We start from the raw sequence: 25,050 nt of genomic DNA, 5'->3' as shown, positions 1-25,050 counted from the left end.
CTGCTCCTTCGTACAGCCTGCTCGCGGTCCATTTCAGGCTTGACCAATGGATGGGGCTGCACCTGCCTTTCCAGCCATAGGCGCCTTCCACTCTCAGGCTGGTTATGATATCCATTCGATAACCTGGTCTGGAGCAAGCGGGTCCATGGGGACGCGCTGCCAGCGGCCAGGGCGCCGCCTGTCGGCGCTACCCGGGGCTTCGCCTCGCCGTGTTCATTCCTCCCTGCAGGTCATGGGTTATACGCAAAAGAGGCTTTATGGAGTTGTTGTTACTGGCGGATGCGCCATCTGCCGCAGGCGTGGTTGCCTCATGGTATTTTGACGAATGGTGCCGCGACAGTGGTCGCTTTACTCAAGAGCAGGTGCTGGCCAAGGTCATGGCGGCCACCCAGGTTGACCGGGCTCCGCTGATGGTACTGGCCCGCCAGGCCGGTGAATGGGTGGGGTCTGCGGAGCTCAAGATCCGTGAAATGGCGATGTTTCCCGAGTACGAATATTGGTTGGGTGGGGTATATGTCGTTGAAAAAGCGCGCGGGCAGGGTGTCGCCTCCTTGCTGGTAACAGAGATCCTCAGCCGTGCTCGCAGGGCGGGGATCAGCAAGCTGTACTTGCAAACCGAGAACCTGAGCGGTGGCGTTTATTGCCGCCATGGTTTCAAGGCCCTTGAGGAGGTCAATGATAAAGGCGTTCATGTTCTGGTGATGGTGGCGGATACCGGCATCTAATCCTCGTCAGAAGCGCTGATCTGGTGACGCCTGGCACAGCAGCTTGCTCCCCGCTTCAGCGCGCATAACCATTTTGTGCGATCAATAAAAAAAGCCAGTCAGGGTCACTGACTGGCTTTTTTATTGGCGCCTGCCGGGCAGGTGCCGTCATGGACTGCTGGCTTAGCCTATCAGGCTGGCCCACAGGTCGTATTCGTCCGCTTCATCGATGCGGACCTTGACCAGATCGCCGGGCTTCAGATCGGTTTCACCGTTCAGGTAGACCAAGCCGTCGATCTCGGGGGCATCGGCGAAGGAGCGGCCGGTGGCACCCTCTTCGTCCACCTCGTCGATCAGCACTGTCATCTCTTTGCCGACCTTGCGAGCCAGCTTGCGGATGGAGACCTGCTGCTGCAGCTCCATGAAGCGCTGGAAGCGCTCTTCCTGAACGTCTTCCGGTACCGGATCCGGCAGCTCGTTGGCCTTGGCGCCTTCGACCGGGCTGTATTTGAAGCAGCCGACCCTGTCCAGCTCCGCCTTGTCGATGAAGTCCAGCAGCATCTGGAACTCTTCTTCGGTCTCGCCGGGGAAGCCGACGATGAAGGTGGAGCGCAGGGTGATCTCGGGGCAGATCTCGCGCCACTTCTGGATGCGCTCCAGGGTGCGCTCGACGGTACCCGGGCGCTTCATCAATTTGAGGATGCGCGGGCTGGCGTGTTGCAGCGGTATGTCGAGGTAGGGCAGCACCTTGCCATCGCGCATCAGCGGGATGACGTCATCCACGTGCGGGTAGGGGTAGACGTAGTGCAGGCGTACCCAGATGTCGAGCTTGGCCAGCTCTTCGCACAGGGCGACCATGCTGGTCTTGACCGGCATACCGTCGTAGAAACCGGTGCGGTGCTTCACATCGACGCCATAGGCGGAGGTGTCCTGGGAGATCACCAGTATCTCTTTGACGCCGGCTTCTTTCAGGCGCTTGGCCTCGGCCAGTACCTCGCCGATGGGACGGCTCACCAGATCCCCGCGCATGGAGGGGATGATGCAGAAGGTGCAACGGTGGTTGCAGCCTTCGGAGATCTTGAGGTAGGCGTAGTGACGGGGGGTCAGCTTGACGCCGTGGGCCGGCACCAGGCTGGTGAAGGGGTTGTGGGTCGGCTTCGCCACGTATTTGTGGACGTGGCCCAGCACCTCTTCATAGGCGTGGGGGCCGGTGATCTCGAGCACCTTGGGGTGGATCTCGCGGATCTGGTTCTCTTTGGCGCCGAGGCAGCCGGTGACGATCACCTTGCCGTTTTCGGCCAGGGCCTCGCCGATCGCTTCCAGCGACTCTTGCACCGCGCTGTCGATAAAGCCGCAGGTGTTGACCACCACCAGCTCCGCATCGTCATAGCTGGGCACCACATCGTACCCTTCGGTACGCAGCTGGGTCAGGATGCGCTCGGAATCGACCAGGTTTTTGGGGCAACCCAAGGAGACGAATCCTACTTTGGGGGCCTGTTTTGTGTTGGACATCGCTCAATCACTCTTAGGTGGCTCTCTTATAAGGGCGCGGATTTTACCGGAATGGCTAACCAAAAACTATACAGCCAGCACGGTAGAACGGAACAATATCTCTGGCGGAGGCCGATTCCCCTACACAGCACCCAAGTACTGCGCCAGCCAGGCTACCCCTTTTGGGTGCGTCTCGACGGGGTCAGCCGAATCGTCGACCCGCTCACATCTTGTTGAGTTTTCAGTTAACGAGATGGGGGCTGCTGATGGGCGTCACTATACTCCCAACAGGCACACCAGCAGGGAGGACGGGATGGAAAGCTCATTTGGCGAGAGAATGCAGCATGTGCATGCCACGCTCAGGCAGCGCTTTGACAAGTTGAGCCGGGTGGCCATCGCTATCTATGACCCGCATACGGACAGGCTCAAGACCTTTGCCCACAGCTCTGAGGGGAGCTCTCCTCTGGTGCAGTACGAGGTCAAACTGAGCGAGGTGCCCTCCCTGCGCTATCTGGCGGAACACAAACAGCCCAGGGTGCTAGACAGCCTGGACTCCCTGCTGGGGTCGAGCTCGGAGCACAGCCGCAAGCTGCTGGCGGCGGGGTATGCCTCCAGCTACACGGAGCCGCTGCTGTTCAACAGCAAGCTGTTCGGTTTTCTGTTTTGCGATGCCAGGGAGCCCGGTTATTTCGATGCACCCATTCGCACCGAGCTGGCGACCTATGCCCAGATGCTGGCAGCCATCATAGCCGTTGAGTTTTTCTCCATTCAGACCCTGAGTGGCGCCCTCACCACGGCGCGGGAGTTCAGCCGTTATCGGGATGAGGAGACCGCCAACCACCTGCGCCGGATGTCGGCCTACTCCCGGCTGATCGCCCGCTCTGTGGCGACGCGCCATTCGCTGAGCGACGAGGAGGTGGAGTTTATCTACCTCTTTTCCGAGCTGCACGACATCGGCAAGATTGCGGTGCCCGATGCCATCTTGCTCAAGCCGGGCAAGCTGACACCGGAGGAGTTCGAGATCATGAAGATCCACCCCGGCAAGGGGCGGGAGATGATTGCCCTGATGATCAGTGAATTTGGCCTCGATGGCATTCATCACACCGACATGTTGAAAAACATCATCGCCTGCCATCATGAGCGTTTTGACGGCACCGGTTACCCGCAGGGGCTGGCGGGGGAGGCTATTCCGCTGGCGGCGCGTATCGTTGCGGTGGCAGACGTGTTCGATGCCCTTACCAGCGAGCGTCCCTACAAGCAGGCTTGGCCGTTTGACAGGGCGTTTGCCTATCTGGAGGAGCATGCCGGCAGCCAGTTTGACCCCGTCTGCGTGGAAGCCGCGCTTCGCAACAAGGAGGCGTTTCGCACCATACATCAGCAGTATCAGGAGCCCGCCACCAGCCAGGTCGGCAGCGATCTTTCGAGACCTAGCCGCGGTTCAAGCCACTGATGTCAGCAATTTTCCCCAGTATTGCCGGTTCTCACCTTTCTACTTGGGCCCTGGTTCGCTTATCTGGTAGAGGTGATCGGTGCAGGTGCTCGCGCAGCCACAGGGGCGCACCGCTTTATCCGCGCGCTTTTGCGCCAGCCTGTACTGGCGCCACCAGAGCAGGGAGCCCATGGCGACGATCAGCACAAAGGCGGCCAGTATGGTGATCAGCAGCAGTGACATGAGTTTGCCTCCTTGGTGTTGTGGCACCCTGCGTTCCCTTCGCCGTCGCAGTCTCCCTGACAAGGGGGACGCTCAGCGCCGTCATGGCCATCGCGTCTGATGGCGTGGATGACGGGTTTGCCAGCCTGGCGCTGTGACCTGCGGCCCTGGCTTGGCTCGGTCAGAGGTTGCAAATTGCCCTCAGCCAGCAGTGCCGGCCACGGCAGTCGCGCCGAGCGACACTGCACCACCTGCATGCCGCCGGTCAACAAGCGTCCCAGCATTCGCTCACCGATATTGCGTACTACTACCTGGTTGACTTGATGAGCCTTGAGGGTGACCAGCAGCGCCTGTTTGCCGCCACAACCCTCACCGGCTGCCGGGTTGGGCAGGGTGGCGAGCACAGTGCCCTCGGGGCTGACTATTTGCAGCTGTTCGGCGCGGGTAAAGTGACTGGCCAGCTGGCCCCGGGTCAGCATGACGGCGCGGTTGGCTGCTGGCGCCATCATCAGGCCATGTTCTGTATTCATAGGGATATGTCTCCACTGGTGTCGGGCTCGCTCGCCTGCATCATCAAGGCTTTGCCCTGGCTCAGACAGTCCACCACCTTGTAGCGGGCTTTTTTAAGGATGTTGGCCAGGGTCTGACGGGATACCCCCATCACGACGGCGGCCTCCTGTTGCTGCATGCCTTCCAGGTCCACCAGGCGCAGTGCCTCGAATTCGTCGGCAGCGAGGGCGACCTGTTCCAACTGGTGCATGGGGCGGCCATTGGGCTTGAAGCAGCTGTTGGCGGGGCGGCCACAGATCTGGCGGGCAATCTTGGGTCTGGGCATAAGCACTCCTATTTGGCATATGCCATTTATACGCCGGACAATCAGGGTATGCAAATGAATAAAACATGTGTTTTCATTGCATATCAGGGATGAAGGCCCTGTTACAGTGCGCTGGTCGCAAGATGGTTGGGTCTGGCTGTGCAACGATTAGTGCTCGTTCCCGGGAGGGACGAGCTGCTTGTCTCACGTATGTTAATCGTACGTATCTTGCTGAAATAATGAGTTATTGATGAAAATTCAAGGTGAATGACATGAACAAGGCGATAGCCACCAAGGTGTTTGAATCCCTCTCCTCCGGCATTCGGCTCGATGTCTGGCGTCTGCTGGTGAAAGCGGGTCTGGAGGGACGGGTGGCCGGGGAGCTTTCCAGCAGTCTCGATATCGCCCCCAACACGCTGTCATTTCACCTCAAGGCCATGTTGCACGCCGGCTTGCTGTCGGTGGAGCAAGAGGGTCGCTTCCTGCGTTATCGCGCCAACATCCCTCTCATGCTGGCATTGATAGGCTACCTCACGGAGGAGTGCTGCGCCGGTCACCCCGAGGCATGCGGCATGATGCGTGCCGAGTCCAGTTGTTCCCCTCATGTTCTGCCTGCCAACGCCTGCTGCGACAAGGAATAACGCCAGCGCCGTCATGGGGTAACTGACCCTTTCAACCAGGCTTGCCGGGCATCTCGGATACCGGATTGGGTGCTCAGGTGTTCATATGAGGTCAGGCCGTGCGTCATCCACTGACTGGTGTTGTGGGCCTCACACTTATCCGGCGGTCCCTTATTCTGCTACTGTGAGGGTCAGCTCATCACAGATGGTGGAGAACCCATGAAGATTCGATTCCTGGTATTGGCAACGACATTGGCGCTGGCCTCGACCCCCATCCTGGCCGATTGGGCCAAGGTAAAGGAGGCCGCCGCCGACCTCGGCACGGCTGTGAGCGACACCAGCAAGGAGGCGTGGCGGAGCGTGACCGATTTCTCCAAGGCGACCTGGGCGTCCGTCTCCCAGTGGGGCTCGGAGGCGTTCAATACCGCCGGGGCCTGGACCGACAAGAGCATAGCAACCGGCAAGGAGTGGCTGGTGGTCGCCGACAAGAAGCTCGACGAGATGCGTGAGCCCAAGACGGCCGACGAGGCGCGGCTTGCCCTCGATACCATGGCCGATACCGCGCTGGTGCGACTGTTCAACGAACAACCCTCTGCCAAGTTGTTGTTTGACCGGGCGTATGGCTATGCGGTGTTCGATTCACGCAAGTTCTCCCTGATGTTGCAAACCAATCAGGGGGCAGGGGTGGCGATCAATCGCGGCAGCGGCCAGCACACCTACATGAAAATGCTGGGCGCTGGCCTCTCGGCCGGCCTTGGCGGCAAGTTCTACCAGCAGGTGATCCTGTTTGAAGACAAGGCCAGGTTCGATGCCTTCGTGACCAAGGGCTGGGAGGCGACCTCTGAGGTGGGGGCGGTAGCGGGCAAGGAGAGCGCCGGGCTCACCGCCAAGTACAATGGCGGCATGGCCATCTATCAGATCGGCGAGACGGGGCTGCTGCTCGATGCCAGCATCTCGGGATCCAAGTACTGGGTGGACAAGGATCTGACTGAAAAAAGCCGATAATCGAGTCGTTATCAGCTGGTCACAGCAGGTAATGGTTTTGCCATGACCTATTCATGAAGGCCCGCATAGTGGGCCTTTTTCCGCTCTCTGGATTAGAGGGCCTGATAGACCCGTTTGCCTTTGAACATGGTCCACAGCACCTTGGTATCCTTGATCTGCTCGCTCGCAACCTGCTCCAGATTGCGATCCAGCAATACCAGATCAGCACTCTTGCCTACGCTGATTGATCCTGTCTGTTTCTCCTGTCCAATCACCTTGGCGGCGTTGAGCGTGTAAGCCTGCAAGATAGCCTGGCGGCTGATCTGCTCGCTGGCAGGGGGCAGCAAGCCAAGTTCGCCCTGGCGGGTGATCGCGGTATATATCGCAAGGAAGGGGTTGGGGCTGGATACCGGCCAGTCACTGGCACCGGCGAGAATGGCGCCGCTTTGCAGCAGGCTGCCTGCCGGATAGAGACGGGACAGCAGGGCAGGGGGCACTTTCCCCTCCAGCAGCATGGTGGTCGCCACGTTTTTCCCGGCCCATAGCAGTTGCATTGAGGCAGCCACATTGAGTGGTTTGAAACGGGCAATGCTGGCCGGGCTCACCACTTCCAGGTGGGTGATGCTGTGCAGCAGGCGGCGATCTTCATTGTGGGCCCGAGCATAGGCGATGGCATCGAGGGATTCACGGACGGCGCGATCGCCGATGGCGTGGAAATGAGCGATCAGTTGATGGGCATCCGCCGTGCGGATCAGCTCGTTGAAGCGCTGCTTGTCCAGATCGTCTCTGCCGCTGTAACCGGGGCGGTTGAGATAGGGCTCGCTCAACTTGGCGGTCTGGGATGGAAACTCGATGACTCCATCTTGCAGGATCTTGATCCCCACCAGTTTGACATCCGGGGCATCTTGGAACTGCCGCTGGAGCGCCAGGACGTCATCAATGATGGCGGGCGATGCGTGGATCCCCACCAGTGCCAGCGCGGATACATGCCCGGTCAGCTTGCCTTCCCGGGATAGCATGCTGTATGCCGGCAACAGGCCGGTGTCACGGCGATCCGGCTCGGCGTTGAAGATGGGCGCGAGGGGGCGAATATTGCTGATAGGGTCCATCCAGGCGGTAATGCCCACCTGATTAAGTTGCTTGGCAGCAGTCATGATGGCATTGGCAATCGTCTCGTCGCTGACGGGTGGCAGCGCCTTGAGGATGGCATCCCAGCCACCTTCCGAGGCAAAGCCATTCAGCTTGCCGGATGGGGTGAGGCCAAAATTGCCTTTCAATGGGGCATAGCGACCGGCAAGGGACTCGCCATCAATGCCTGCCTTGCGCAGCATGGCCTGATTGGCCCAACCTGTGTGGGCATCCGATCCGGCCAACACTACGGGGATTTGCCGGTATTGCGGGCCATTGAACACCTGATCGAGCAGGGGTAACTGATGCCAGTAATCGAGCGAGACATTGCTGTATAGCTGCACGTCACCGAGTGTCAGACGGGGGTCATCCTGGCTGCTGGTCAGAAATTGTTGTAGTTGCTTAACCTGACTCATGGCATCGGGAAAGTTCACCGTCATGGCCTGAAATCCGGCAAAGGCCGCATGCACATGACTGTCGATGAGCCCCGGCATCAGATACTTTCCTTTCAGATCAATCTGGTTGGCATGGCTGCCGAGCCGGGCACTGACCTCCTGGTAACTGCCGACCGCCACGATCTTTTTACCTTCAATACCGACCGCCTCCGGGTGAGGGTTCGCCGGATCGCCGCTGTAGATGGTGCCGCCAAAGATCAGGGTCTGGCTCTGTGACTGGGCATTGGCTGCCATCGGAAGGCTCACCAGCAGGCTGGCAAGAAACAGCGTTTTGACATTCATGGGCATGACTCCGTCGCTTCGGCGCTCGAAGGCACCGAAGAGGGTGAATGGAAATGGGGTATCGGCTTATGGGTTGATAAGCGGGATACAGATATCAAACACGTAATGATCCCGGTCGGGGTCAGTGCCCGCGTGGTATTGCTCGTAACACGGACGGTCGTCGCAGCTCAGCCCTTTGCTCACCAGCCAGCCAAACGCCATCTCCCAAGTGGTGACCAGCTGATCGCCGCGAGCGATAAACTGGCATACCGCATAGGGGCCAGCGGCGATGGTCTGGGTGGTTAACTGGCGCCCTGCGTGGATCTCGGGATCCAGCTCAATGCAGACGTCAGTACGGCAGCGCGTCTCATCGGTGATGTCAGGAATATCCCAATAGAGACTCAAAGTGCCTGCCGGTGTCATCGCCTCGTCTGACACGAACAGTGCGAGTAAATCCCGATGGGCTTGCTCGCAGGTCTCCTTGCCATAGGGCCCCATTCGGCGCATATATGCAACGCGCCGGGCGGGCATCTGCTTGATGTTCGCCCCCTGCAGCAGACCCTGGTGTTCAGTGACCGGGTGCATGACCAGGCCATCATAGGTTTCAAAGGGAAGGGGATCGTTTCCAATCTTGCTTTTCCAGTTTCCCCCTTGTTGCTGGCGGTATTCCGAGGGGCTCATGGCGAAGTGCAGGCGAAAGGCTTTGGCGAAATTCTGGGAGCTGGAGAACCCGGCTGCGATCGCAAGGGTGGTGATATCGCTCTGCGGTGCGGCCAGCAAGCGACGGGCCGCACGTTCCATGCGCAGGCGCCGGGTAAAGCCGGCGATAGTCTCTCCGACCATCGTCTTGAAAATGCGGTGAAAGTGAAAGGTGGAGATGGCGGCCGCCGTCGCGACCTCATCCAGACTGGGATTGTCATCCAGATGCTGGCTTATGTAGTCCATCGCCTTGAACACAGGTTTGCGATAATCCAGAGATGACTCCTTGCCAACCATCAAAAGTGGGCGTCAACACCGGATTTAATCAGAGCCATCAGTCCTTGTCGAATCCGCCTGCTCTGGTCTGGCCACGTATCCTCACGCCACTCCTAACGTATTGGCACTCTAATTGCTTATTGGATGCCAGCGTCAATGATTTGTCTGGGGATGAGATATGGAAATTAGTGCAAGCAGCCTGATGCAAGAGATGCAGGCTCTCAAGGTTGAAGCTGGCGCCACGCCGCTGACTCAGCCCGGTCGTCAGGTCACCTCTGACTTTGGTCAGTTGCTGCAGCAGGCGCTCGGCAACGTCAACGAACTGCAAGGCGCCGCCAATGATCTGCGCACCCGTTTCGATATGGGCGACAAGTCCGTTGATCTGTCCGATGTGATGATCGCCGGCCAGAAATCCTCTATCGCCTTCGAGGCAACGGTGCAGGTGCGCAACAAGATGGTCGATGCCTACAAGACCATCATGAACATGCCGGTATAAGAGATTACTGAATATCATGCACATGTCAGCAATAAGGACATAAATCGTGGCTACTGACCAAAATGGCGAACTGCTGATCAACGAGGAGAGCTCCGCTGCCCTCGATGAGAACGAGCAAAAGAGTTCAGCTCTCGGCTTCCTGTCCAACACGGATGTGCTGCGGCAAATTACCCTGATCCTGGGGCTGGCCATCTGTCTGGCGATCGCCGTTTTCATCCTGTTGTGGGGCAAGGAGCCGGACATGCGTCCCCTTGGCACCTACAGCACCCAGGAGCTGGTCAAGACCCTGGACTACCTTGACGCCCAGAAGATCCCCTATGAGGTGGATGGCAAGAGCGTGCTGGTCAGCGCCGAAAGATATGCCGATATCCGCCTGCGCCTGACCCGCGCCGGCCTTGCCACCAATACCGATGCCAGCAACGATGGCGAGTCCATCCTGCTCAAGGACTCCAGCTTTGGCGTCAGCCAGCGCATGGAGACGGAGCGCCTCAAGTTAAGCCGCGAGCGCCAGCTGGCGAGCGCCATCGAGCAGTTCCAGAACGTGGCCAAGGCCCAGGTGCTGCTGGCCATTCCCAAGGACAACGTGTTCGCCCGCAACGAGCGCAAACCCAGTGCGACCGTGGTGCTGAGCCTCAAGGGCAATGCCCTTGGTCAGGGGGAAGTGGATTCCATCGTCGACATGGTCGCCTCCGCCGTACATGGCCTGGAGCCGACCCGTGTCACTGTGACCGATCAGAACGGTCGCCTGCTCAATTCCGGTTCGCAAGATCCTGTCTCTGCCCAGACCCGCAAGGAGTTTGCGATGCAGCAGAAGCAGGAAGTGGAATACAAACAAAAAATTGACGCCATCCTGATACCCGTACTGGGCGCCGACAATTATACGGCGGAGGTTGACCTCTCCCTCGACTTCTCCCAGCAGGAGCAGACCCGCAAGACCTATAACCCGGACCTGCCTGCCGTGCGTTCCGAGATGACGCTGGAAGAGAACAGTGCCAGCGGCAGCAACGGCGGTGTGCCGGGTGCTCTCACCAATCAGCCACCCGCTGCATCGAATATTCCCGAGGAAGCCGCAGGCGGGGATGGCGGAGCCGCCTCTTCCTCTGGTCGTTCCCGCAAGGAAGCAACCCGCAACTTCGAACTGGATACCACCGTCAGCCATATTCGCCGCCAGATGGGGGGCATTCGCCGCATGACAGTCTCGGTAGCCGTGGATTACAAGTCCATCGCCGGTGCCGATGGCGCCGTCACCCGTGAGGCCCGTTCCCAGGCCGAACTCGATACCCTGCGTCGTCTGTTGAGCGGCGGGCTTGGCTTTGATGTGACCCGCGGTGATACTCTGGAAGTGGTCGCCATTCCGTTCAACCGTCCCGAGCTTGAAAATGTGGCCGACGCGCCCATCTACGAGCAACCCTGGTTCTGGCGTGCGGTGCGCATAGCAGCGTCAGTGCTGGTGATTATCGTATTGATTGTCACAGTGGTACGCCCCATGCTCAAGCGTCTGCTTTACCCGGATGCACGACCGGAAGGGGATCTGGATCTGGACAACAGCATAGTGCTGGGTGGGGATGACGAGCTCAGTCTGCTGGCCGCTCAGGCCGAGTCCGAGCCGGTATTCGGCGTACGTGACGGCCATTTGAAACTGCCGGATCTGCACCGTGACGAGGATCTGCTCAAGGCGGTACGTGCGCTGGTGGCGAACGAACCGGATCTGGCCGCACAGGTCATTAAAGAATGGGTAAGCAACAAAGATGCCTGAAGAAATTAAGACCCAAGTCACCGGGAATGACATTACCGAGGGACAGCGCCTGATCCTGGATCAGATGAGCGGGATGGAGATGGCGGCCGTATTGATGCTGAGCCTCAATGAAGAGGATGCCGCCCAGATCTTCCGTCACCTCGAGCCCAAGCAGGTACAGCGACTCGGTATGTCGATGGCCTCCATGTCTGACTTCAGTCACGATCGGGTGGCGGCGGTGCATCGTCAATTCATCGACGATATCCAGAAGTACACCAACATCGGCATCGGCAGCGAAGACTTCGTGCGCAAGGCGCTGGTGGCGGCCCTTGGCGAAGACAAAGCCAGCAACCTGGTGGATCAAATCATATTGGGGTCGGGCTCCCGCGGCCTCGACTCCCTCAAGTGGATGGATGCACGCCAGGTGGCCAGCATCATCCTGAACGAACACCCGCAGATCCAGACAATCGTATTGTCCTATCTGGAGCCTGAGCAGTCGGCCGAGATCCTGAGCCAGTTCCCGGAGCAGGTGCGCCTGGATCTGGTGATGCGGATCGCCAACCTGGAAGAGGTGCAACCGGCGGCGTTGCAAGAGTTGAACGACATCATGGAGAAACAGTTCGCCGGTGCGGCGGGTGCCCAGGCAGCCAAGATGGGCGGCCTGAAGGCGGCAGCCAACATCATGAACTACCTGGATACCAACATCGAAGGCCAGCTGATGGACTCCATCCGCGAGTCGGACGAAGAGATGAGCCAGCAGATCCAGGATTTGATGTTCGTGTTCGAGAACCTCATCGACGTGGACGACCGCGGCATCCAGACCATGCTGCGGGAAGTGCCGGGCGAGCTGCTGCAACGGGCGCTCAAGGGCTCGGACGATCAGATGCGCGAGAAGATTTTCAAGAACATGTCCAAGCGGGCCGCCGAGATGCTGGCGGACGATCTGGAGGCCATGGGGCCAATCCGGGTCTCCGAGGTGGAAGCTGCCCAGAAAGAGATCCTCTCCATCGCCCGCCGTCTGGCGGATGCTGGCGAGATCATGCTGGGCGCCGGTGGTGGCGAGGAGTTCCTCTAAACCATGAACCATCAAGTGTTCGGTTTCGTTGGCCCGTATCTGACCGTGGCGAGGGGCGCATTTAAAGCATGAACAACAAGCTGCGTGGTTATGTTCGCCCTGACGGGGATGATACCCGGGTCGAGGCATGGGGTTGGCCGGAGATGGAAGTCGAGGCTGCGGTCGAGACCAATGCACTGGGTTATTCTCCCGACTGGTATCAGCAGGAAGAAGAAGTGCCGGTGGAAGAACCGGTTCCCGAACCCACCCCCAGCATAACGGCAGAAGAGCTGGAAGCCATCCGCCAGGCCGCCTGGGATGAAGGCATGGCCGAAGGTCAGGCCACCGGATTCGCCAAGGGACTGGAGGAGGGCAAGCTGGAAGGCTTGCAACAAGGCCACCAGGCCGGGCTCGAGCAGGGCAAGGAGGAGGGGCTGGCTCTGGCCCGCGAGCAGGTGGAACAGCAGATGGCCCATTGGCAGTCGCTGATTGACCGCCTTGCCAATCCTCTCCATGAGCTGGATCAGGCGGTGGAGCAGCAGCTCATCTCGCTGGTGATGCAACTGGCCCGCACCCTCATGCGGCACGAGGCAGAGACCTCGCCCCGTATCCTGCTGGAAGCGCTCAAGCAGGGGCTGGCCTTGTTGCCGGCCGCCGAGCAGGGCGTCACCCTGATGCTGCATCCTGATGACATTGCCCGAGTCGAGCAGGCGTTTGGGGTGGAAGAGTGCGCCAAGCGTCACTGGCGGTTGCAAAGCGATCCCACTCTCTCCCCCGGTGATCTGCAACTGGCGACCGAGCTTTCCAGCGTCGATTTGACCCTGCAGGGGCGTATCGATCAGCTGCTGCGCAGTTTCTTGCGAGACAATGCGTCTCGGGACTTGCCGAATAATTGACACCGGGCTGGCGCCAGCGGGCCCGGTTGACCTTTTTCTCTCTCAGGAGGCCAGATGAGCGGCTCGTTACTCACTCGGTTGCAAGGGTATCGGGTCCGCGATACCGCGCCCAAGCCGCCCGTTGCCGGTAAATTGACCCGGGTGGTGGGACTCACGCTGGAGGCCATTGGCTGCCGCGCCGCCATTGGCGCCCTCTGTCGAATCGATACCCAGGATGGCGAGTTGGAGGCCGAGGTGGTGGGCTTTTCTGGCGACCGTCTGTTCCTGATGCCAAGCGAACAGCTCAAGGGGGTCATTCCTGGCGCCCGTGTGGTGCCCATGACCGAAGAGCACGGCATTCCGGTCGGCATGAACCTGCTCGGGCGGGTCATCGACGGCATAGGCCAGCCGCTGGACGGGCTTGGTCCCATCCTCTCGTCCCAGACGGTGCAATTTGCCCAGCACCGTATCAACCCTCTCTCCCGACGCCCCATCCATCAGCCGATGGACGTAGGGGTGCGCGCCATCAATGCCGTGCTGACGGTAGGGCAGGGCCAGCGGATGGGACTGTTTGCCGGCTCCGGCGTCGGCAAATCCGTGTTGCTCGGCATGATGACACGCGGCTCGGTGGCGGATGTGGTGGTGGTGGGCCTCATCGGTGAACGGGGCCGGGAAGTGAAAGAGTTTATCGAGGACATATTGGGGGAGGAGGGGCGCGCCCGCTCCGTGGTAGTGGCGGCGCCGGCCGATGCCTCGCCCCTGATGCGCCTCAAGGGGTGCGAGACGGCGCTCGCCATCGCCGAGTATTTTCGCGATCAGGGCCTCAATGTGCTGCTGCTGATGGACTCCCTTACCCGCTATGCCCAGGCCCAGCGTGAAATCGCACTGGCGGTGGGTGAGCCGCCGGCGACCAAGGGCTATCCGCCATCGGTCTTTGCCAAATTACCGGCGCTGGTGGAGCGAGCGGGCAACGGTAGCGACGGTCAGGGCTCCATTACGGCGTTTTTCACCGTCTTGACCGAGGGGGATGACTTGCAAGATCCCATCGCCGATGCGGCGCGGGCCATCCTAGACGGCCACATAGTCCTGTCGCGGGAGCTGGCCGATGCAGGCCACTATCCGGCCATCGATATCGAAAAATCCATCAGTCGTGTCATGCCCATGGTTACCTCACCCGAGCACATGGATTTGGCGCGCACCCTAAAGCAGTTTTACTCCCTCTATCAGCAGAACCGGGATCTCATCACCATAGGCGCTTACAGCCAGGGGTCTGACCCTCGCATCGACCGTGCCATCGTTCACAAACCTTATCTGGACCAGTTCTTGCAACAGGGTATGCGCGAGGTCATTCACTATGATGAGGGCCTGCAATCCCTGCAACTGGTGGCCATGCCACTGATGCGTTGACGATGTAGTAAGGGTGGAGCGCGCTCATGAGTAAAGGGTTGGTGATGTTGTCCGAGCGGTTGCTTGAGGCCGAACAGCAGGCGGGGTTGGCACTGGCCAAGGCCCAGCAGGATCTGAAAATCTTCATGGAGCAGCAGGAAGCGCTCAATCAGTACCGCCAGATTTACCATCAACAGTGGACCGACCGTGGCTTGCAGGGCATAGGTGCCCAGCAGAATGCCCAGTATCACGCTTTTATCAGCAAGCTCGAACAGGCGGCTACCCAGCAGTATGAAGGGGTGAGGCAAGTGCGTCAGGCGCTGGAACTGCGACGGCAAGAGTGGCTGTCAGCCCAGCAGAGGCGCAAGGCGGTGGAGTTGTTGCTGGCCAAGCAGGCCGGGCGTGAGCAGCAGAAGGCTCAGCGTCAGGAGCAGAAGATGCTGGATGAGTACGCCATGCTGCGCCGTTTTCATCATTCTGGCCTGTAACTTGCTTTATTCTGACCATCCAGTGTGCGCCTCACCCCTCTCTTTCGCGTGAGGGCTGCACCCGAACCCGATTGCCGTCAGGGACCTTCATCATGATGCAGACATTGTTAACCAATACCCCCTCCGCTTCGGCTGCGCCCTCTGCCGATAAAAACGCGTCGCTCATCTCATCGTCCGATAAAGGTGATCAGGCCTCGCAGAGCGATCTGAAGGGGGGCTTTTCCGATGAGATGGTCAAGGCTCAGCAGGCGGATAAGGCAACAGGTGCCAGGCAGGGCAGCAAAGTGGCTGCCGGTGAGCAAGTCGCCCCCGATCCGCTGGTCAAGGAGACGGTCGTCACTGACAAGGGGGAAGGTCGCAAGCATGGTGATGCCAAATCTTTGGCGGATACCACAGGGGAGACAGCCGCCACGGACGACAAGGAGAAAAAAATGGACGAGGCTGAGAGCAGTGCCTCTCCCATTGATTTCTTGCAGCGTCTGCAAGACGCCCTCAAGCAGGATACCAGTCTCGTCTCCCCCGCCGTTCTCTACCTTGCCCCGGCTGTGGAAGGTGACGGCAATATGTTGCCGCAAGAAGATGAGGCCACCGCATCTGCCGATGCGCTGGCGCTTGACGGCAAACAAGGTGATGGCAAGCAGGCCGCGCCCGGTGAGGCCGCCTTGCTGGCGCAACAGGCGGCCAGCCTGCTCAAGGGGGCTGATGCAGGGGCCGCGGCTGCAAACGATGAAACGCCAGCCACCGAAGCCGTGGATGGGGATACGTCCGCGGCCATGGCGGTTGAGCTGAAGGGTGATGAAAAGGGCAAAGACACGGCGAGTGCCGACAAGGGCGGCAAGGCCGCACTTTCCGATGCTGAACGGACAGCCTTGTTGAGCAAGGTGTTGCCGACCGAAGGGGTGGATAAAGCCCCTAAAGGCGAGGGGAACAATCCTGTCGAAGCTGATGGCAGCCCCAAACCCGCCATCCCCCCTATGGGTCACAAGGAGGGGGCTGAAAAGCCATCTCCCCTGCACACCATGAATCAGGCCGTGCCTGCTCAGGCGGGCGCCACCAGGGCGTTTGAAGAGGGATTGGGCCGGGCCGACAGTGACACTACAACCTCGACCGATGCCGCACAGACCCAGGCTGTCACTGAAGAGGGTGAGCAAGCCAAGGCTGCCCCTGCCGCCAAATCAGATAGCCAGACTGTTGTATCCAGCATGGTGACCGCTGCTCAGACGACACTGGTTGCACACGCTGCCGAGCCTGTACTGACGGCGCCGCAACAGGCGCTGGCCAGCAGTGAATCACAAGGGCCGCAAGCATCATTGAACGCTTTGTCGGCCGGTCTCAAGCAGATGGAAGCCAGCGATGCGCCCAAGACCAAGGCGGACGTCAAACTTGATGTGAAGCAGAAGGTGGCCGAGCTTGGCAGAAACAGCGCTCTGGGCACAGAGTCCACTACCCAGGACAACAACCACAGCCAGCAGGTGCAGCAAAACAGTCAGCCCCAGGCCGTGAACAATGACAGCAAGTCGACCACAGACATATCGGCGCGGCGGGATCCCCAGCATTTGGCTCACCTCAAGCTGGCCAGTCCGGAGACCCCTGCCCAGTTGCATCAGAAGGTAAACCTGATGCTGACGGACAAGTTGCAGCAGGCGGAGATCCAGCTCGATCCCCTGGGTCTTGGCAAGATGAAAATCCAGATCCAGATGGGATCCGACAACCAAGCCAACGTGCACTTTGTGGTGCAGCATGGGCAGACTCGCGAAATGCTGGAGCAAGCCATGCCCCGCCTGCGTGATATGCTGGCCGGACAGGGCATCCAGCTTGGTCAGACTCTGGTACAACAACAGCCACAGCAGCAGTCTCAGGGACAGTCCGCTTTTTCCGGCCAGGGCCAGTCAGGTCAACATGGCAGCGGATCGTTTTCCGAAACAGGCCAAACTGAGGCAGAGGTCACGGCGGCAGGCAGTCGTTTGTCGATGGAATCGACAAACGATGCCGGAATTGATTTCTATGCTTGATGCCAGCCTGAGTAAGTTTATGATATCGAACAAGTTTGAGACTAGGGTGGACAAGGGATGGCAGATGACAACGAACTGACGCTTAAAGATCCGGCGGCAGGCAAGAAAAAGAAGCTGATCATAATCATCGCCCTGGCCGTGATAGTGCTGGCGGGCGGCGGTGCTGGTGCCTGGTTCATGCTCTCCGGCTCCGACAAGCCGGCGGCTGACGCTGCGGCCGAAGGGGCAGATGCCAAGCCGAAAGACGCGGCACCGAAACCTTCGCTCTATGTGGGCATGCCGCGTCCCTTTGTGTTCAACGTCTCGGGCGCACAGCGGGATCGACTGGTGCAGATCAAGGTGCAGTTGATGGTGCGTGGCACCGCCGACGAGAACCTGGCCAAGCAAAATATCCCCCTGATTGAAGGCACCTTGCTGCGGATCTTCAGTGCCGCCACCAGCGAGCAGCTGATGACTTTCGAAGGCAAGGAGAAGCTGCGCAAGGATTCACTGGAAGAGTGCCGTCGGGTGCTGGGTGACCTGGTCTCTTCCCCCGTTATCGAACAAGTGCTGTTTACCGGCTTTGTAATGCAATAAGGGTGAAGCGTGAGCGATCTGTTAAGTCAGGACGAAATTGATGCCCTCTTGCACGGTGTCGATGATGTCGAAGAGGAAGAGATAGGCGCAGCGGGGGATCCCGGTGTTGCCCAGTTTGACTTCTCCTCCCAGGACCGCATCGTCCGTGGCCGCATGCCGACCCTGGAGCTGGTGAACGAGCGCTTTGCCCGTCACATGCGGATCAGCCTGTTCAACATGATGCGCCGCACCGCCGAGGTTTCCATCAACGGCGTGCAGATGCTCAAATTCGGCGAATATGTACATACACTGTTCGTACCGACCAGCCTGAACATGGTGCGTTTTCGTCCGCTCAAGGGCACGGCACTCATCACCATGGAGGCCCGACTGGTCTTCATCCTGGTGGAAAACTTCTTTGGCGGCGATGGTCGCTACCACGCCAAGATCGAGGGTCGCGAGTTCACACCCACCGAGCGCCGCATCATACAGATGCTGCTCAAGCTGGTGTTCGAGGATTACAAGGACGCCTGGGCCCCCGTCATGGACGTGGGCTTCGAATACCTCGACTCCGAGGTGAACCCTGCCATGGCCAACATCGTCAGTCCCACCGAGGTGATAGTGGTGAGCTCCTTCCACATCGAGCTTGATGGGGGCGGCGGTGACTTTCACGTGGCCATGCCTTACTCCATGCTGGAGCCCATCCGCGAACTGCTGGATGCTGGTGTGCAGAGCGACAAGGGTGACACGGACGTACGCTGGAGCAAGGCGCTGCGCGACGAGATCATGGACGTCAAGGTCGAGCTCAGAGCCAAACTGCTGGAGACGGACTTGACACTGCGCGAGCTGATGGAGCTCAAGCCCGGTGACATAATCCCGGTGGAGATGCCTGAGAACCTGCTGGTCTATGTGGAAGATTTGCCCACCTTCCATGCCAAGATGGGGCGGACCAAGGATAACGTGGCCCTCAAGATTACCGACAAACTCAAGCGCCCTGAAGGGGTCAAGACAGAAATGCATCTGGTGACCCGGGGCGGCATACGTATCGATGGTGAGGCCGAGCTGGAAGAGCTCGAGCGCAGCATCGAAGATCAACAGCGATAATCGACAGTCTGTCACGACAGATGGTCACGAATGAGCATAAGGAAGCAAGATGAGCGGAACTGATGAAGAGGATCTGATGGCGGACGCCTGGGCAGCCGCACTGGAAGAGCAGGTGATTGCCGAAGCCAAACCCGCTCCCCTCGAGGAGCTCACCGATGACGCCCCCATCAGTGCCGAGGAGCGGCGCAAACTCGACACCATTCTGGATATTCCGGTCACCATCGCCATGGAAGTGGGCCGCAGCCAGATCAGCATCCGCAACTTGCTGCAACTGAACCAGGGATCTGTGGTGGAGCTGGATCGGGTGGCGGGTGAGCCGCTGGACGTGCTGGTCAACGGCACCCTGATCGCCCACGGCGAGGTGGTGGTAGTGAACGACAAGTTCGGTATCCGTCTGACCGATGTCATCAGCCAGATTGAAAGGATCAAGAAACTCAAATGACCTGCACCATTGCGCTGACCGATGTCATCATCACTCAGGCCGACAGGATCCAGAAACTCACATGATCCGCGCGCTCCCGTTACTCTTGTTATCCTGCCCTGTACTGGCCAATCCGGGGGCGGGAGCCAATCCTCCCAGCCTCACCTCCTGGTTGCTCTCCAGCCTGATGGTGATCGGCCTCATCCTGGTGCTGGGCTTTCTGCTCAAGAAGAGCAAGATAGCCAACGCCATGGGGGGCGGTCAGATGCGTGTCATCGCCAGCCTGCCGGTGGGTTATAAAGAGAAGCTGCTGGTGGTCAAGGTGGGTGAACAGCAGTTGTTGATCGGGGTGACACCGCAGCAGGTCAATTTTCTCTATCGCCTGGATACGCCGCTGGACGAGAGCCAGCCCCAGGCGTTTTCCCAGCAACTTGGCAAACTGATGGGCAAACATGAAAAAAGCTGACGGCTTGAGGTTACCAATGGGGCTGCTGGTCGGCCTGTTATCAACGCTGGCGCTGTTCTCGCCGCTGGCGTTGGCCCAGGATGGCATGTCGGCCGTGACCATCAAGACCCTGGCGGATGGCAGTCAGGAATACAGCCTGACCCTGCAAGTGCTGGCGCTGATGACGGCGCTATCTTTCTTGCCTGCGGTTGTCATCATGATGACCTCGTTTACCCGCATCATCATAGTGCTTGGCATATTGCGCCAGGCGATCGGTTTGCAGCAGAGCCCCTCCAACCAGGTGTTGATCGGCATTGCCCTCTTCATGTCGTTTTTCATCATGTCCCCCGTGCTGGATCGGATCAACGACGAGGCGCTGCAACCCTATCTGGCCGAGACCATTCAGGCCAGGGAGGCGCTGGAGAGGGCCGAACTGCCCATCCATCAGTTCATGCTCTCCCAGACCCGGATCAAGGATCTCAATACCTTCATGGAAATCGCCGACGTGCAGGTGGATAAACCCGCCGAGGTGCCACTGCGCGTGCTGATCCCGGCGTTTGTGACCAGCGAGCTGAAGACGGCATTCCAGATAGGCTTCATGTTGTTTTTGCCCTTCCTGGTGATCGATCTGGTGGTGGCCAGTATCCTGATGGCCATGGGTATGATGATGCTGTCACCCATGCTGGTTTCCCTGCCATTCAAATTGATGCTGTTCGTCATGGTGGATGGCTGGAACCTGATACTGGGCTCTCTGGCCAACAGTTTCGGCCTGGGCGCCGGTGGTTAAGTCGGACAAACGCAAGGAGCAAGGAGCATGAGTCCGGAAACCTTTGTCGACGTATTCCGTGAGGCACTCTGGCTGGTGACCATCATGGTGTGCGCCGTGATTTTACCGAGTTTGATGATAGGTCTGGTGGTGGCCATCTTTCAGGCCGCTACCTCCATCAACGAACAGACCTTGAGCTTCCTGCCGCGTCTCATCGTCACCCTGTTTGCACTGGGGGCGGGGGCGCACTGGGGCTTGCAGAGCCTGATGGATTTCTTCCTGCTGATGGTGAGTCAAATTCCCCAGGTGGTGGGATGATGCACTCCACGGCGTTGCCAGGATTACCGTCTGACAGCCTGCTGCTGATGGCGGTACCTTGCGATAGTCCCAAGGTGGCGGTATGACCTACACGACCGCTCTTATCATGGAGTGGTTGTCTTCCATCCTCTGGCCGTTGGCGCGGGTGAGCGGCCTCTTGATGGTGATGGCGGTGTTCGGTAGCCGCCTGACGCCGGCCCGGATCCGTATCGGGCTGGCGCTGGCACTGACCTTCATGATCGCCCCCTTGTTGCCTCCCATGCCCAAGGTTGAGTTGTTCTCCGTCGGCAGTTTTCTGGTATTGACCCAGCAGCTGCTCATCGGCATTGCCCTCGGCCTCATGACCCAGTTTCTGATGGAGAGTTTCGTGATGGCCGGTCAGGTCATCGCCATGCAGACCAGTCTGGGTTTTGCGACCCTGGTGGACCCCATGAATGGCCAGTCGGCCCCTGTGGTAGGCCAGTTCTACCTGATGCTGGCAACCCTGGTGTTTCTGGCGGTGGATGGTCATCTCATCATGCTGCGCATGGTAGTACTGAGTTTCGAGACCTTGCCGGTCTCCGATACCGGGCTCACCCTGCCTGCCATCCGCAGTCTGGTCGGTTTTTTGGGGGTCATGTACCAAGCTTCCCTGGTGATGGCGCTGTCGGCCATAGTCGCGCTGCTGCTCATCAACTTTTCGTTCGGTGTCATGACCCGGGCGGCACCCCAGCTCAACATCTTCAGTATCGGTTTTGCGGTCAGCATGATGTCCGGCCTCTTTATCCTCTGGCTCACCATAGGCGGTTTTCTCGGTCACTTCGATTCCATGTGGGAGCGGGTGCAGGAGACCAGCTGCGAGCTGATTAATGTCCAGTGCTTCGGTGATCAGAATGGTTGATTGCGCGTGGCTTGGTACCAAAGTGCTTCACTTCCTCTGGAGGCGATTGCTGCTGAGCCGCGTCCGGTGTTGCGGAGGTCAGCAAGATGGCTGATACCGATCAGGAACGTACCGAACAACCCACGGGCAAACGACTGCAACAGGCCCGGGAAAAAGGGCAGATTGCACGCTCCAAGGAGCTGGGTACCGCCAGCGTCCTGCTGGCAGCTGTTTTCGGTCTGCTGATGGTCAAGGAGAGTCTGGCCGGCGCCATGGTCAAGATCCTCACCATTGGCTTTACTCTGGACCGGGATCAGGCTTTTGATCCCAATGCCATGGGCGCCATGTTGCCGGCCTTGCTAAGGGAGCTTGTCTATCCGCTTGGCTTGCTGTTCATGCTGGTGGCCATAGCGGCTTTCGTCGGCAATACCCTGCTGGGGGGGATGAACTTCTCCTCCGAGGCCATGATGCCAAAGTGGAGCAAGCTGAGCCCGCTCAGCGGCATCAAGCGGATGTTCGGGGTGCAGTCACTGATCGAACTGGTCAAGTCCATTGCCAAGGTGGTTTTCATCAGTTTGTTTGCCTGGTGGATGTTGTCGAGCCAGTTCACCCATCTGCTTAATCTCTCCATGGAGGGGTTTCCCGGTGGCATCATAGATGCGCTGGACCTGCTGCTGTGGATGCTGATCATCCTCTGTTGTGCCCTCATCCCCATAGTGGCCATAGATGTACCCTTCCAGACCTGGAACCACACACGCCAGCTCAAGATGACCAAGCAGGAAGTGAAAGACGAGTTCAAGGACAGCGAAGGTAAACCCGAGGTGAAGGGACGGATACGGCAGTTGCAGATGCAGATGGCGATGCGACGCATGATGGGAGATGTGCCAAAGGCTGACGTCATCATCACCAACCCGACCCACTACTCGGTGGCGCTCAAATACGACATTGCCAAGCCGGGTGCCGCGCCCAAGGTCGTTGCCAAGGGGACAGATGAGATCGCAATGAAGATCAGGGAGATAGCCAGGGAGTACGAGATCCCCATCATGCCGTCCCCGGCACTCACCCGCGCCATTTTTCACTCCACCGAGATTGGGCACGAGATCCCGGAAGGCCTGTTTGCCGCCGTGGCCCAGGTGTTGGCTTATATTTATCAGCTCAAAAAATTCCGTCGTGGCAGCGGCCGGCGCCCCAATCCGATCGCCCGTGATCTGCCCATTCCGCCCGAATTTCGAAAATGACAAACTTCTGACGCAGTCAAAATAAAATCATTTAAAATCAATGCATTGAATTGTTGGCTTGATGTTTGCTTTAATCGGACACCAGCGGTTTAAGATTGAGAAAAACGATGAAATTCCAGGCATCATTGGGCCGATTGAAAGAGCACAGGGGATTGCTGACCAAGGGGGTGGGGACACCGCTGCTGGTGCTTGGCTCCCTTGGCATGGTCGTGCTGCCCATACCGCCAATGCTGCTGGATGTCCTCTTCTCCTTCAATATTGCCCTATCCATCGTGGTCTTGCTGGTGGCCATCTATACCCGCCGCCCCCTTGAATTCGCCGCCTTCCCGACCGTCCTGCTGATTGCAACCCTGCTGCGGCTGGCGCTCAACGTGGCGTCAACCCGGGTGGTCTTGCTGGAAGGCCATAATGGCAGCGCGGCGGCCGGTCATGTGATCGAGGCCTTTGGTAACGTGGTGATCGGCGGCAACTATGCGGTCGGTATCATCGTCTTCACGATCCTGATGATCATCAACTTTGTGGTCATCACCAAGGGCGCCGGACGTATTGCTGAGGTGAGCGCCCGTTTCACCCTGGATGCCATGCCCGGCAAACAGATGGCCATCGACGCGGACTTGAACGCTGGTCTCATCAACCAGGAAGATGCCAAAAAACGTCGGCAAGATGTGACTCAGGAAGCCGACTTCTACGGCTCCATGGACGGTGCCTCCAAATTTGTGAAAGGGGATGCGATAGCAGGCATCATGATCCTCTTTATCAACATCATCGGCGGCTTCATCATTGGCATGATGCAGCATCAGCTCACATTCGGTGAGTCGGCCGAAATATATACCCTGCTCGCCATCGGTGACGGTCTGGTTGCCCAGATACCCTCCCTGCTGCTCTCCATCGCTGCCGCCATTATCGTTACCCGCCAGAACACGGAACAGGACATGGGCACGGCGGTGCTGGGTCAGTTGTTTGACAATCCCAAGGCGCTGATTATTTCGGCAGGTATTCTGCTGTTGATGGGGATAGTGCCAGGCATGCCGCACTTTGCCTTCCTGAGCCTGGGAGCCATTTCAGCCACCGGTGCCTGGTGGCTGCTGCGCCGTGAGAAGCGTGCTGCGGCCAAGGCCGCCAAGGGCGAGCTGATGCCTGCCACGACCGACCAACCCCATGAGCAGAAAGAGCTGAGCTGGGACGATGTGATGCCGGTGGATATTATCGGTCTGGAGGTGGGCTATCAGCTCATCCCTCTGGTGGATCGCAATCAGGGCGGGGAACTGCTCAGCCGGATCAAAGGGGTGCGCAAGAAACTTTCTCAGGAGCTCGGCTTTCTGGTACCTGCCGTACATATTCGGGACAATCTGGATCTGGCGCCCAATCAATACCGCATCACCTTGATGGGGGTCAGTACCGGCGAGGCCAATGTTTACCATGATAAGGAGATGGCCATCAACCCGGGCCAGGTGTTCGGCCAGATCCAGGGCATTGCCACCCGGGATCCCGCCTTCGGGCTGGAGGCGGTGTGGGTTGCCAAGGAGCAGGTCTCCCAGGCGCAGACTCTGGGTTACACAGTGGTGGATACCGCCACCGTGGTCGCTACTCACTTGAGCCAGATCCTCTCCAACCATGCCGCCTTGCTGCTGGGGCATGACGAGGTGCAGCAACTGCTCGACATGATAGGGAAGCACCAGAGCAAACTGGTGGAAGGATTGGTTCCCGAGGTCATCAGCATGGGTAACCTGGTGAAGGTATTGCAGAATTTGCTCAATGAAGGCGTGCCAATCCGCGATATGCGCACTATCCTGCAGACCCTGGTGGAATATGCCCCGCGCAGCCCGGACCCGGAAGTGCTCACGGCCGCCTGCCGTATCGCCCTGCGCCGCCTGATAGTGCAGGAGATTGCCGGCCCGGATCCCGAGTTACCGGTGATCACATTGTCGCCAGAATTGGAACGTATATTGCATCAATCCCTGCAGGCAGGGGGTGGTGATGGTGCTGGCATAGAGCCGGGCCTGGCGGAGCGGATGCAGCGCTCATTGGTGGAAGCCACTCAACGACAAGAACTGGAAGGCCAACCGGCCGTGCTTCTGACATCAGGGATACTGCGCAATACCCTGGCGAAATTTGTCAAGAATGCCATTCCTGGATTGCGCGTTCTGTCTTATCAGGAAGTGCCTGATGACAAGCAAATCCGCATCGTCAGTGCGGTAGGACAGAACTAGTTAGCGGA

26 protein-coding genes are annotated in these 25,050 nt (G+C 59.0%); 20 read left to right on the top strand and 6 right to left on the bottom strand.

Annotated elements, in window-relative coordinates:
• Positions 1 to 257 precede the first annotated feature (257 nt).
• Entirely contained in the window at positions 258 to 725 is a 468-nt protein-coding gene (locus tag GWQ29_RS01435; RefSeq protein WP_275918588.1) for a GNAT family N-acetyltransferase, read from the top strand.
• Positions 726 to 887: 162 nt separating this feature from the next.
• Here the strand turns inward: GWQ29_RS01435 and rimO are convergent, their stop codons facing one another.
• Positions 888 to 2,216, bottom strand: coding sequence for a 30S ribosomal protein S12 methylthiotransferase RimO (rimO, locus tag GWQ29_RS01430; protein ID WP_005319357.1), 1,329 nt, complete (start codon positions 2,214 to 2,216; stop codon positions 888 to 890).
• A gap of 292 nt (positions 2,217 to 2,508) precedes the next feature.
• On the opposite strand from rimO, the gene GWQ29_RS01425 reads away from it, so the two are divergent.
• Positions 2,509 to 3,645, top strand: a complete 1,137-nt coding sequence (locus GWQ29_RS01425) for an HD domain-containing phosphohydrolase (protein ID WP_275918587.1) — start codon at positions 2,509 to 2,511, stop codon at positions 3,643 to 3,645.
• Positions 3,646 to 3,684: 39 nt separating this feature from the next.
• Here GWQ29_RS01425 and GWQ29_RS01420 read toward each other — a convergent pair whose 3' ends face one another.
• Genes GWQ29_RS01420 through GWQ29_RS01410 form a run of 3 tightly spaced genes read right to left on the bottom strand, consistent with a single transcriptional unit; the run spans position 3,685 to position 4,681 of the window.
• Positions 3,685 to 3,867 carry a hypothetical protein gene (locus GWQ29_RS01420; RefSeq protein ID WP_005319352.1) on the bottom strand — a complete coding sequence of 61 codons (183 nt, stop codon included), beginning with the start codon at positions 3,865 to 3,867 and terminating at the stop codon, positions 3,685 to 3,687.
• Entirely contained in the window at positions 3,852 to 4,376 is a 525-nt protein-coding gene (locus tag GWQ29_RS01415; protein WP_275918586.1) for a NifB/NifX family molybdenum-iron cluster-binding protein, read from the bottom strand. Before GWQ29_RS01415 ends, GWQ29_RS01420 begins: the two co-directional genes overlap by 16 nt.
• Positions 4,373 to 4,681: a DUF134 domain-containing protein gene (locus GWQ29_RS01410; protein WP_234578054.1), complete on the bottom strand. Its 309-nt coding sequence runs from the start codon at positions 4,679 to 4,681 to the stop codon at positions 4,373 to 4,375. The genes GWQ29_RS01415 and GWQ29_RS01410 overlap by 4 nt, the downstream gene beginning before the upstream one ends.
• A 251-nt stretch (positions 4,682 to 4,932) precedes the next feature.
• Here GWQ29_RS01410 and GWQ29_RS01405 point away from each other — a divergent pair, with 251 nt between their 5' ends.
• Both GWQ29_RS01405 and GWQ29_RS01400 read left to right on the top strand, forming a co-directional pair.
• Complete coding sequence (locus GWQ29_RS01405) at positions 4,933 to 5,301, top strand: helix-turn-helix domain-containing protein (RefSeq protein ID WP_059167595.1); 369 nt, start codon at positions 4,933 to 4,935, stop codon at positions 5,299 to 5,301.
• Positions 5,302 to 5,499: 198 nt separating this feature from the next.
• Positions 5,500 to 6,285, top strand: coding sequence for a hypothetical protein (locus tag GWQ29_RS01400; RefSeq protein WP_275918585.1), 786 nt, complete (start codon positions 5,500 to 5,502; stop codon positions 6,283 to 6,285).
• Between the two features lie 92 nt (positions 6,286 to 6,377).
• Here the strand turns inward: GWQ29_RS01400 and GWQ29_RS01395 are convergent, their stop codons facing one another.
• Positions 6,378 to 8,129 (bottom strand): amidohydrolase, encoded by a 1,752-nt coding sequence (locus tag GWQ29_RS01395; RefSeq protein ID WP_275918584.1) that lies wholly within the window; start codon positions 8,127 to 8,129, stop codon positions 6,378 to 6,380.
• Positions 8,130 to 8,195: 66 nt separating this feature from the next.
• Positions 8,196 to 9,104, bottom strand: a complete 909-nt coding sequence (locus tag GWQ29_RS01390; protein ID WP_275918750.1) for an AraC family transcriptional regulator — start codon at positions 9,102 to 9,104, stop codon at positions 8,196 to 8,198.
• 157 nt (positions 9,105 to 9,261) lie between these two features.
• On the opposite strand from GWQ29_RS01390, the gene fliE reads away from it, so the two are divergent.
• The 16 genes from fliE (at position 9,262) to flhA (ending at position 25,042) form a co-directional block, all read left to right on the top strand.
• Entirely contained in the window at positions 9,262 to 9,579 is a 318-nt protein-coding gene (gene fliE, locus GWQ29_RS01385; RefSeq protein ID WP_011898507.1) for a flagellar hook-basal body complex protein FliE, read from the top strand.
• Positions 9,580 to 9,625: 46 nt separating this feature from the next.
• Positions 9,626 to 11,335: a flagellar basal-body MS-ring/collar protein FliF gene (gene fliF / locus GWQ29_RS01380; protein WP_275918583.1), complete on the top strand. Its 1,710-nt coding sequence runs from the start codon at positions 9,626 to 9,628 to the stop codon at positions 11,333 to 11,335.
• Positions 11,328 to 12,389, top strand: coding sequence for a flagellar motor switch protein FliG (gene fliG, locus GWQ29_RS01375; RefSeq protein ID WP_017412370.1), 1,062 nt, complete (start codon positions 11,328 to 11,330; stop codon positions 12,387 to 12,389). The genes fliF and fliG overlap by 8 nt, the downstream gene beginning before the upstream one ends.
• Positions 12,390 to 12,457: 68 nt before the next feature.
• Positions 12,458 to 13,264, top strand: a complete 807-nt coding sequence (gene fliH, locus GWQ29_RS01370) for a flagellar assembly protein FliH (RefSeq protein ID WP_021138435.1) — start codon at positions 12,458 to 12,460, stop codon at positions 13,262 to 13,264.
• Positions 13,265 to 13,318: 54 nt separating this feature from the next.
• Entirely contained in the window at positions 13,319 to 14,650 is a 1,332-nt protein-coding gene (gene fliI / locus GWQ29_RS01365; protein WP_005319328.1) for a flagellar protein export ATPase FliI, read from the top strand.
• A 26-nt stretch (positions 14,651 to 14,676) separates the two neighbouring features.
• On the top strand, positions 14,677 to 15,117 hold the full coding sequence (fliJ, locus tag GWQ29_RS01360) for a flagellar export protein FliJ (protein ID WP_005319326.1): 441 nt from the start codon (positions 14,677 to 14,679) through the stop codon (positions 15,115 to 15,117).
• A gap of 92 nt (positions 15,118 to 15,209) precedes the next feature.
• Positions 15,210 to 17,129, top strand: a complete 1,920-nt coding sequence (locus GWQ29_RS01355; RefSeq protein WP_275918582.1) for a flagellar hook-length control protein FliK — start codon at positions 15,210 to 15,212, stop codon at positions 17,127 to 17,129.
• A gap of 57 nt (positions 17,130 to 17,186) precedes the next feature.
• The gene (fliL, locus tag GWQ29_RS01350; protein ID WP_021138437.1) at positions 17,187 to 17,705 is read left to right on the top strand and encodes a flagellar basal body-associated protein FliL; all 519 of its coding nucleotides are present in this window, start codon (positions 17,187 to 17,189) and stop codon (positions 17,703 to 17,705) included.
• A gap of 9 nt (positions 17,706 to 17,714) precedes the next feature.
• On the top strand, positions 17,715 to 18,785 hold the full coding sequence (gene fliM, locus GWQ29_RS01345) for a flagellar motor switch protein FliM (protein ID WP_005319319.1): 1,071 nt from the start codon (positions 17,715 to 17,717) through the stop codon (positions 18,783 to 18,785).
• Between the two features lie 49 nt (positions 18,786 to 18,834).
• A complete protein-coding gene (gene fliN / locus GWQ29_RS01340) occupies positions 18,835 to 19,227 on the top strand; it encodes a flagellar motor switch protein FliN (protein WP_017412373.1) in 393 nt (130 codons plus the stop codon).
• Between the two features lie 61 nt (positions 19,228 to 19,288).
• Entirely contained in the window at positions 19,289 to 19,672 is a 384-nt protein-coding gene (gene fliO / locus GWQ29_RS01335) for a flagellar biosynthetic protein FliO (protein WP_005319315.1), read from the top strand.
• Positions 19,659 to 20,438, top strand: a complete 780-nt coding sequence (gene fliP / locus GWQ29_RS01330) for a flagellar type III secretion system pore protein FliP (protein WP_034523503.1) — start codon at positions 19,659 to 19,661, stop codon at positions 20,436 to 20,438. The genes fliO and fliP overlap by 14 nt, the downstream gene beginning before the upstream one ends.
• A gap of 27 nt (positions 20,439 to 20,465) precedes the next feature.
• Entirely contained in the window at positions 20,466 to 20,735 is a 270-nt protein-coding gene (gene fliQ / locus GWQ29_RS01325; protein WP_021138440.1) for a flagellar biosynthesis protein FliQ, read from the top strand.
• A gap of 82 nt (positions 20,736 to 20,817) precedes the next feature.
• A complete protein-coding gene (gene fliR / locus GWQ29_RS01320; RefSeq protein WP_265421135.1) occupies positions 20,818 to 21,615 on the top strand; it encodes a flagellar biosynthetic protein FliR in 798 nt (265 codons plus the stop codon).
• A gap of 86 nt (positions 21,616 to 21,701) precedes the next feature.
• Positions 21,702 to 22,832 (top strand): flagellar biosynthesis protein FlhB, encoded by a 1,131-nt coding sequence (flhB, locus tag GWQ29_RS01315; RefSeq protein WP_265462458.1) that lies wholly within the window; start codon positions 21,702 to 21,704, stop codon positions 22,830 to 22,832.
• Between the two features lie 107 nt (positions 22,833 to 22,939).
• Positions 22,940 to 25,042: a flagellar biosynthesis protein FlhA gene (gene flhA, locus GWQ29_RS01310; protein WP_275918581.1), complete on the top strand. Its 2,103-nt coding sequence runs from the start codon at positions 22,940 to 22,942 to the stop codon at positions 25,040 to 25,042.
• The last annotated feature ends 8 nt before the right edge of the window (positions 25,043 to 25,050 follow it).

It is taken from the genome of Aeromonas sp. 2HA2, assembly GCF_029237345.1.
In the GTDB taxonomy this organism is placed as follows: Bacteria; Pseudomonadota; Gammaproteobacteria; order Enterobacterales; family Aeromonadaceae; genus Aeromonas; species Aeromonas salmonicida.
Note: the sequence above shows the minus strand (reverse complement) of the source record. Positions and strands in the feature narration are given on the sequence as shown.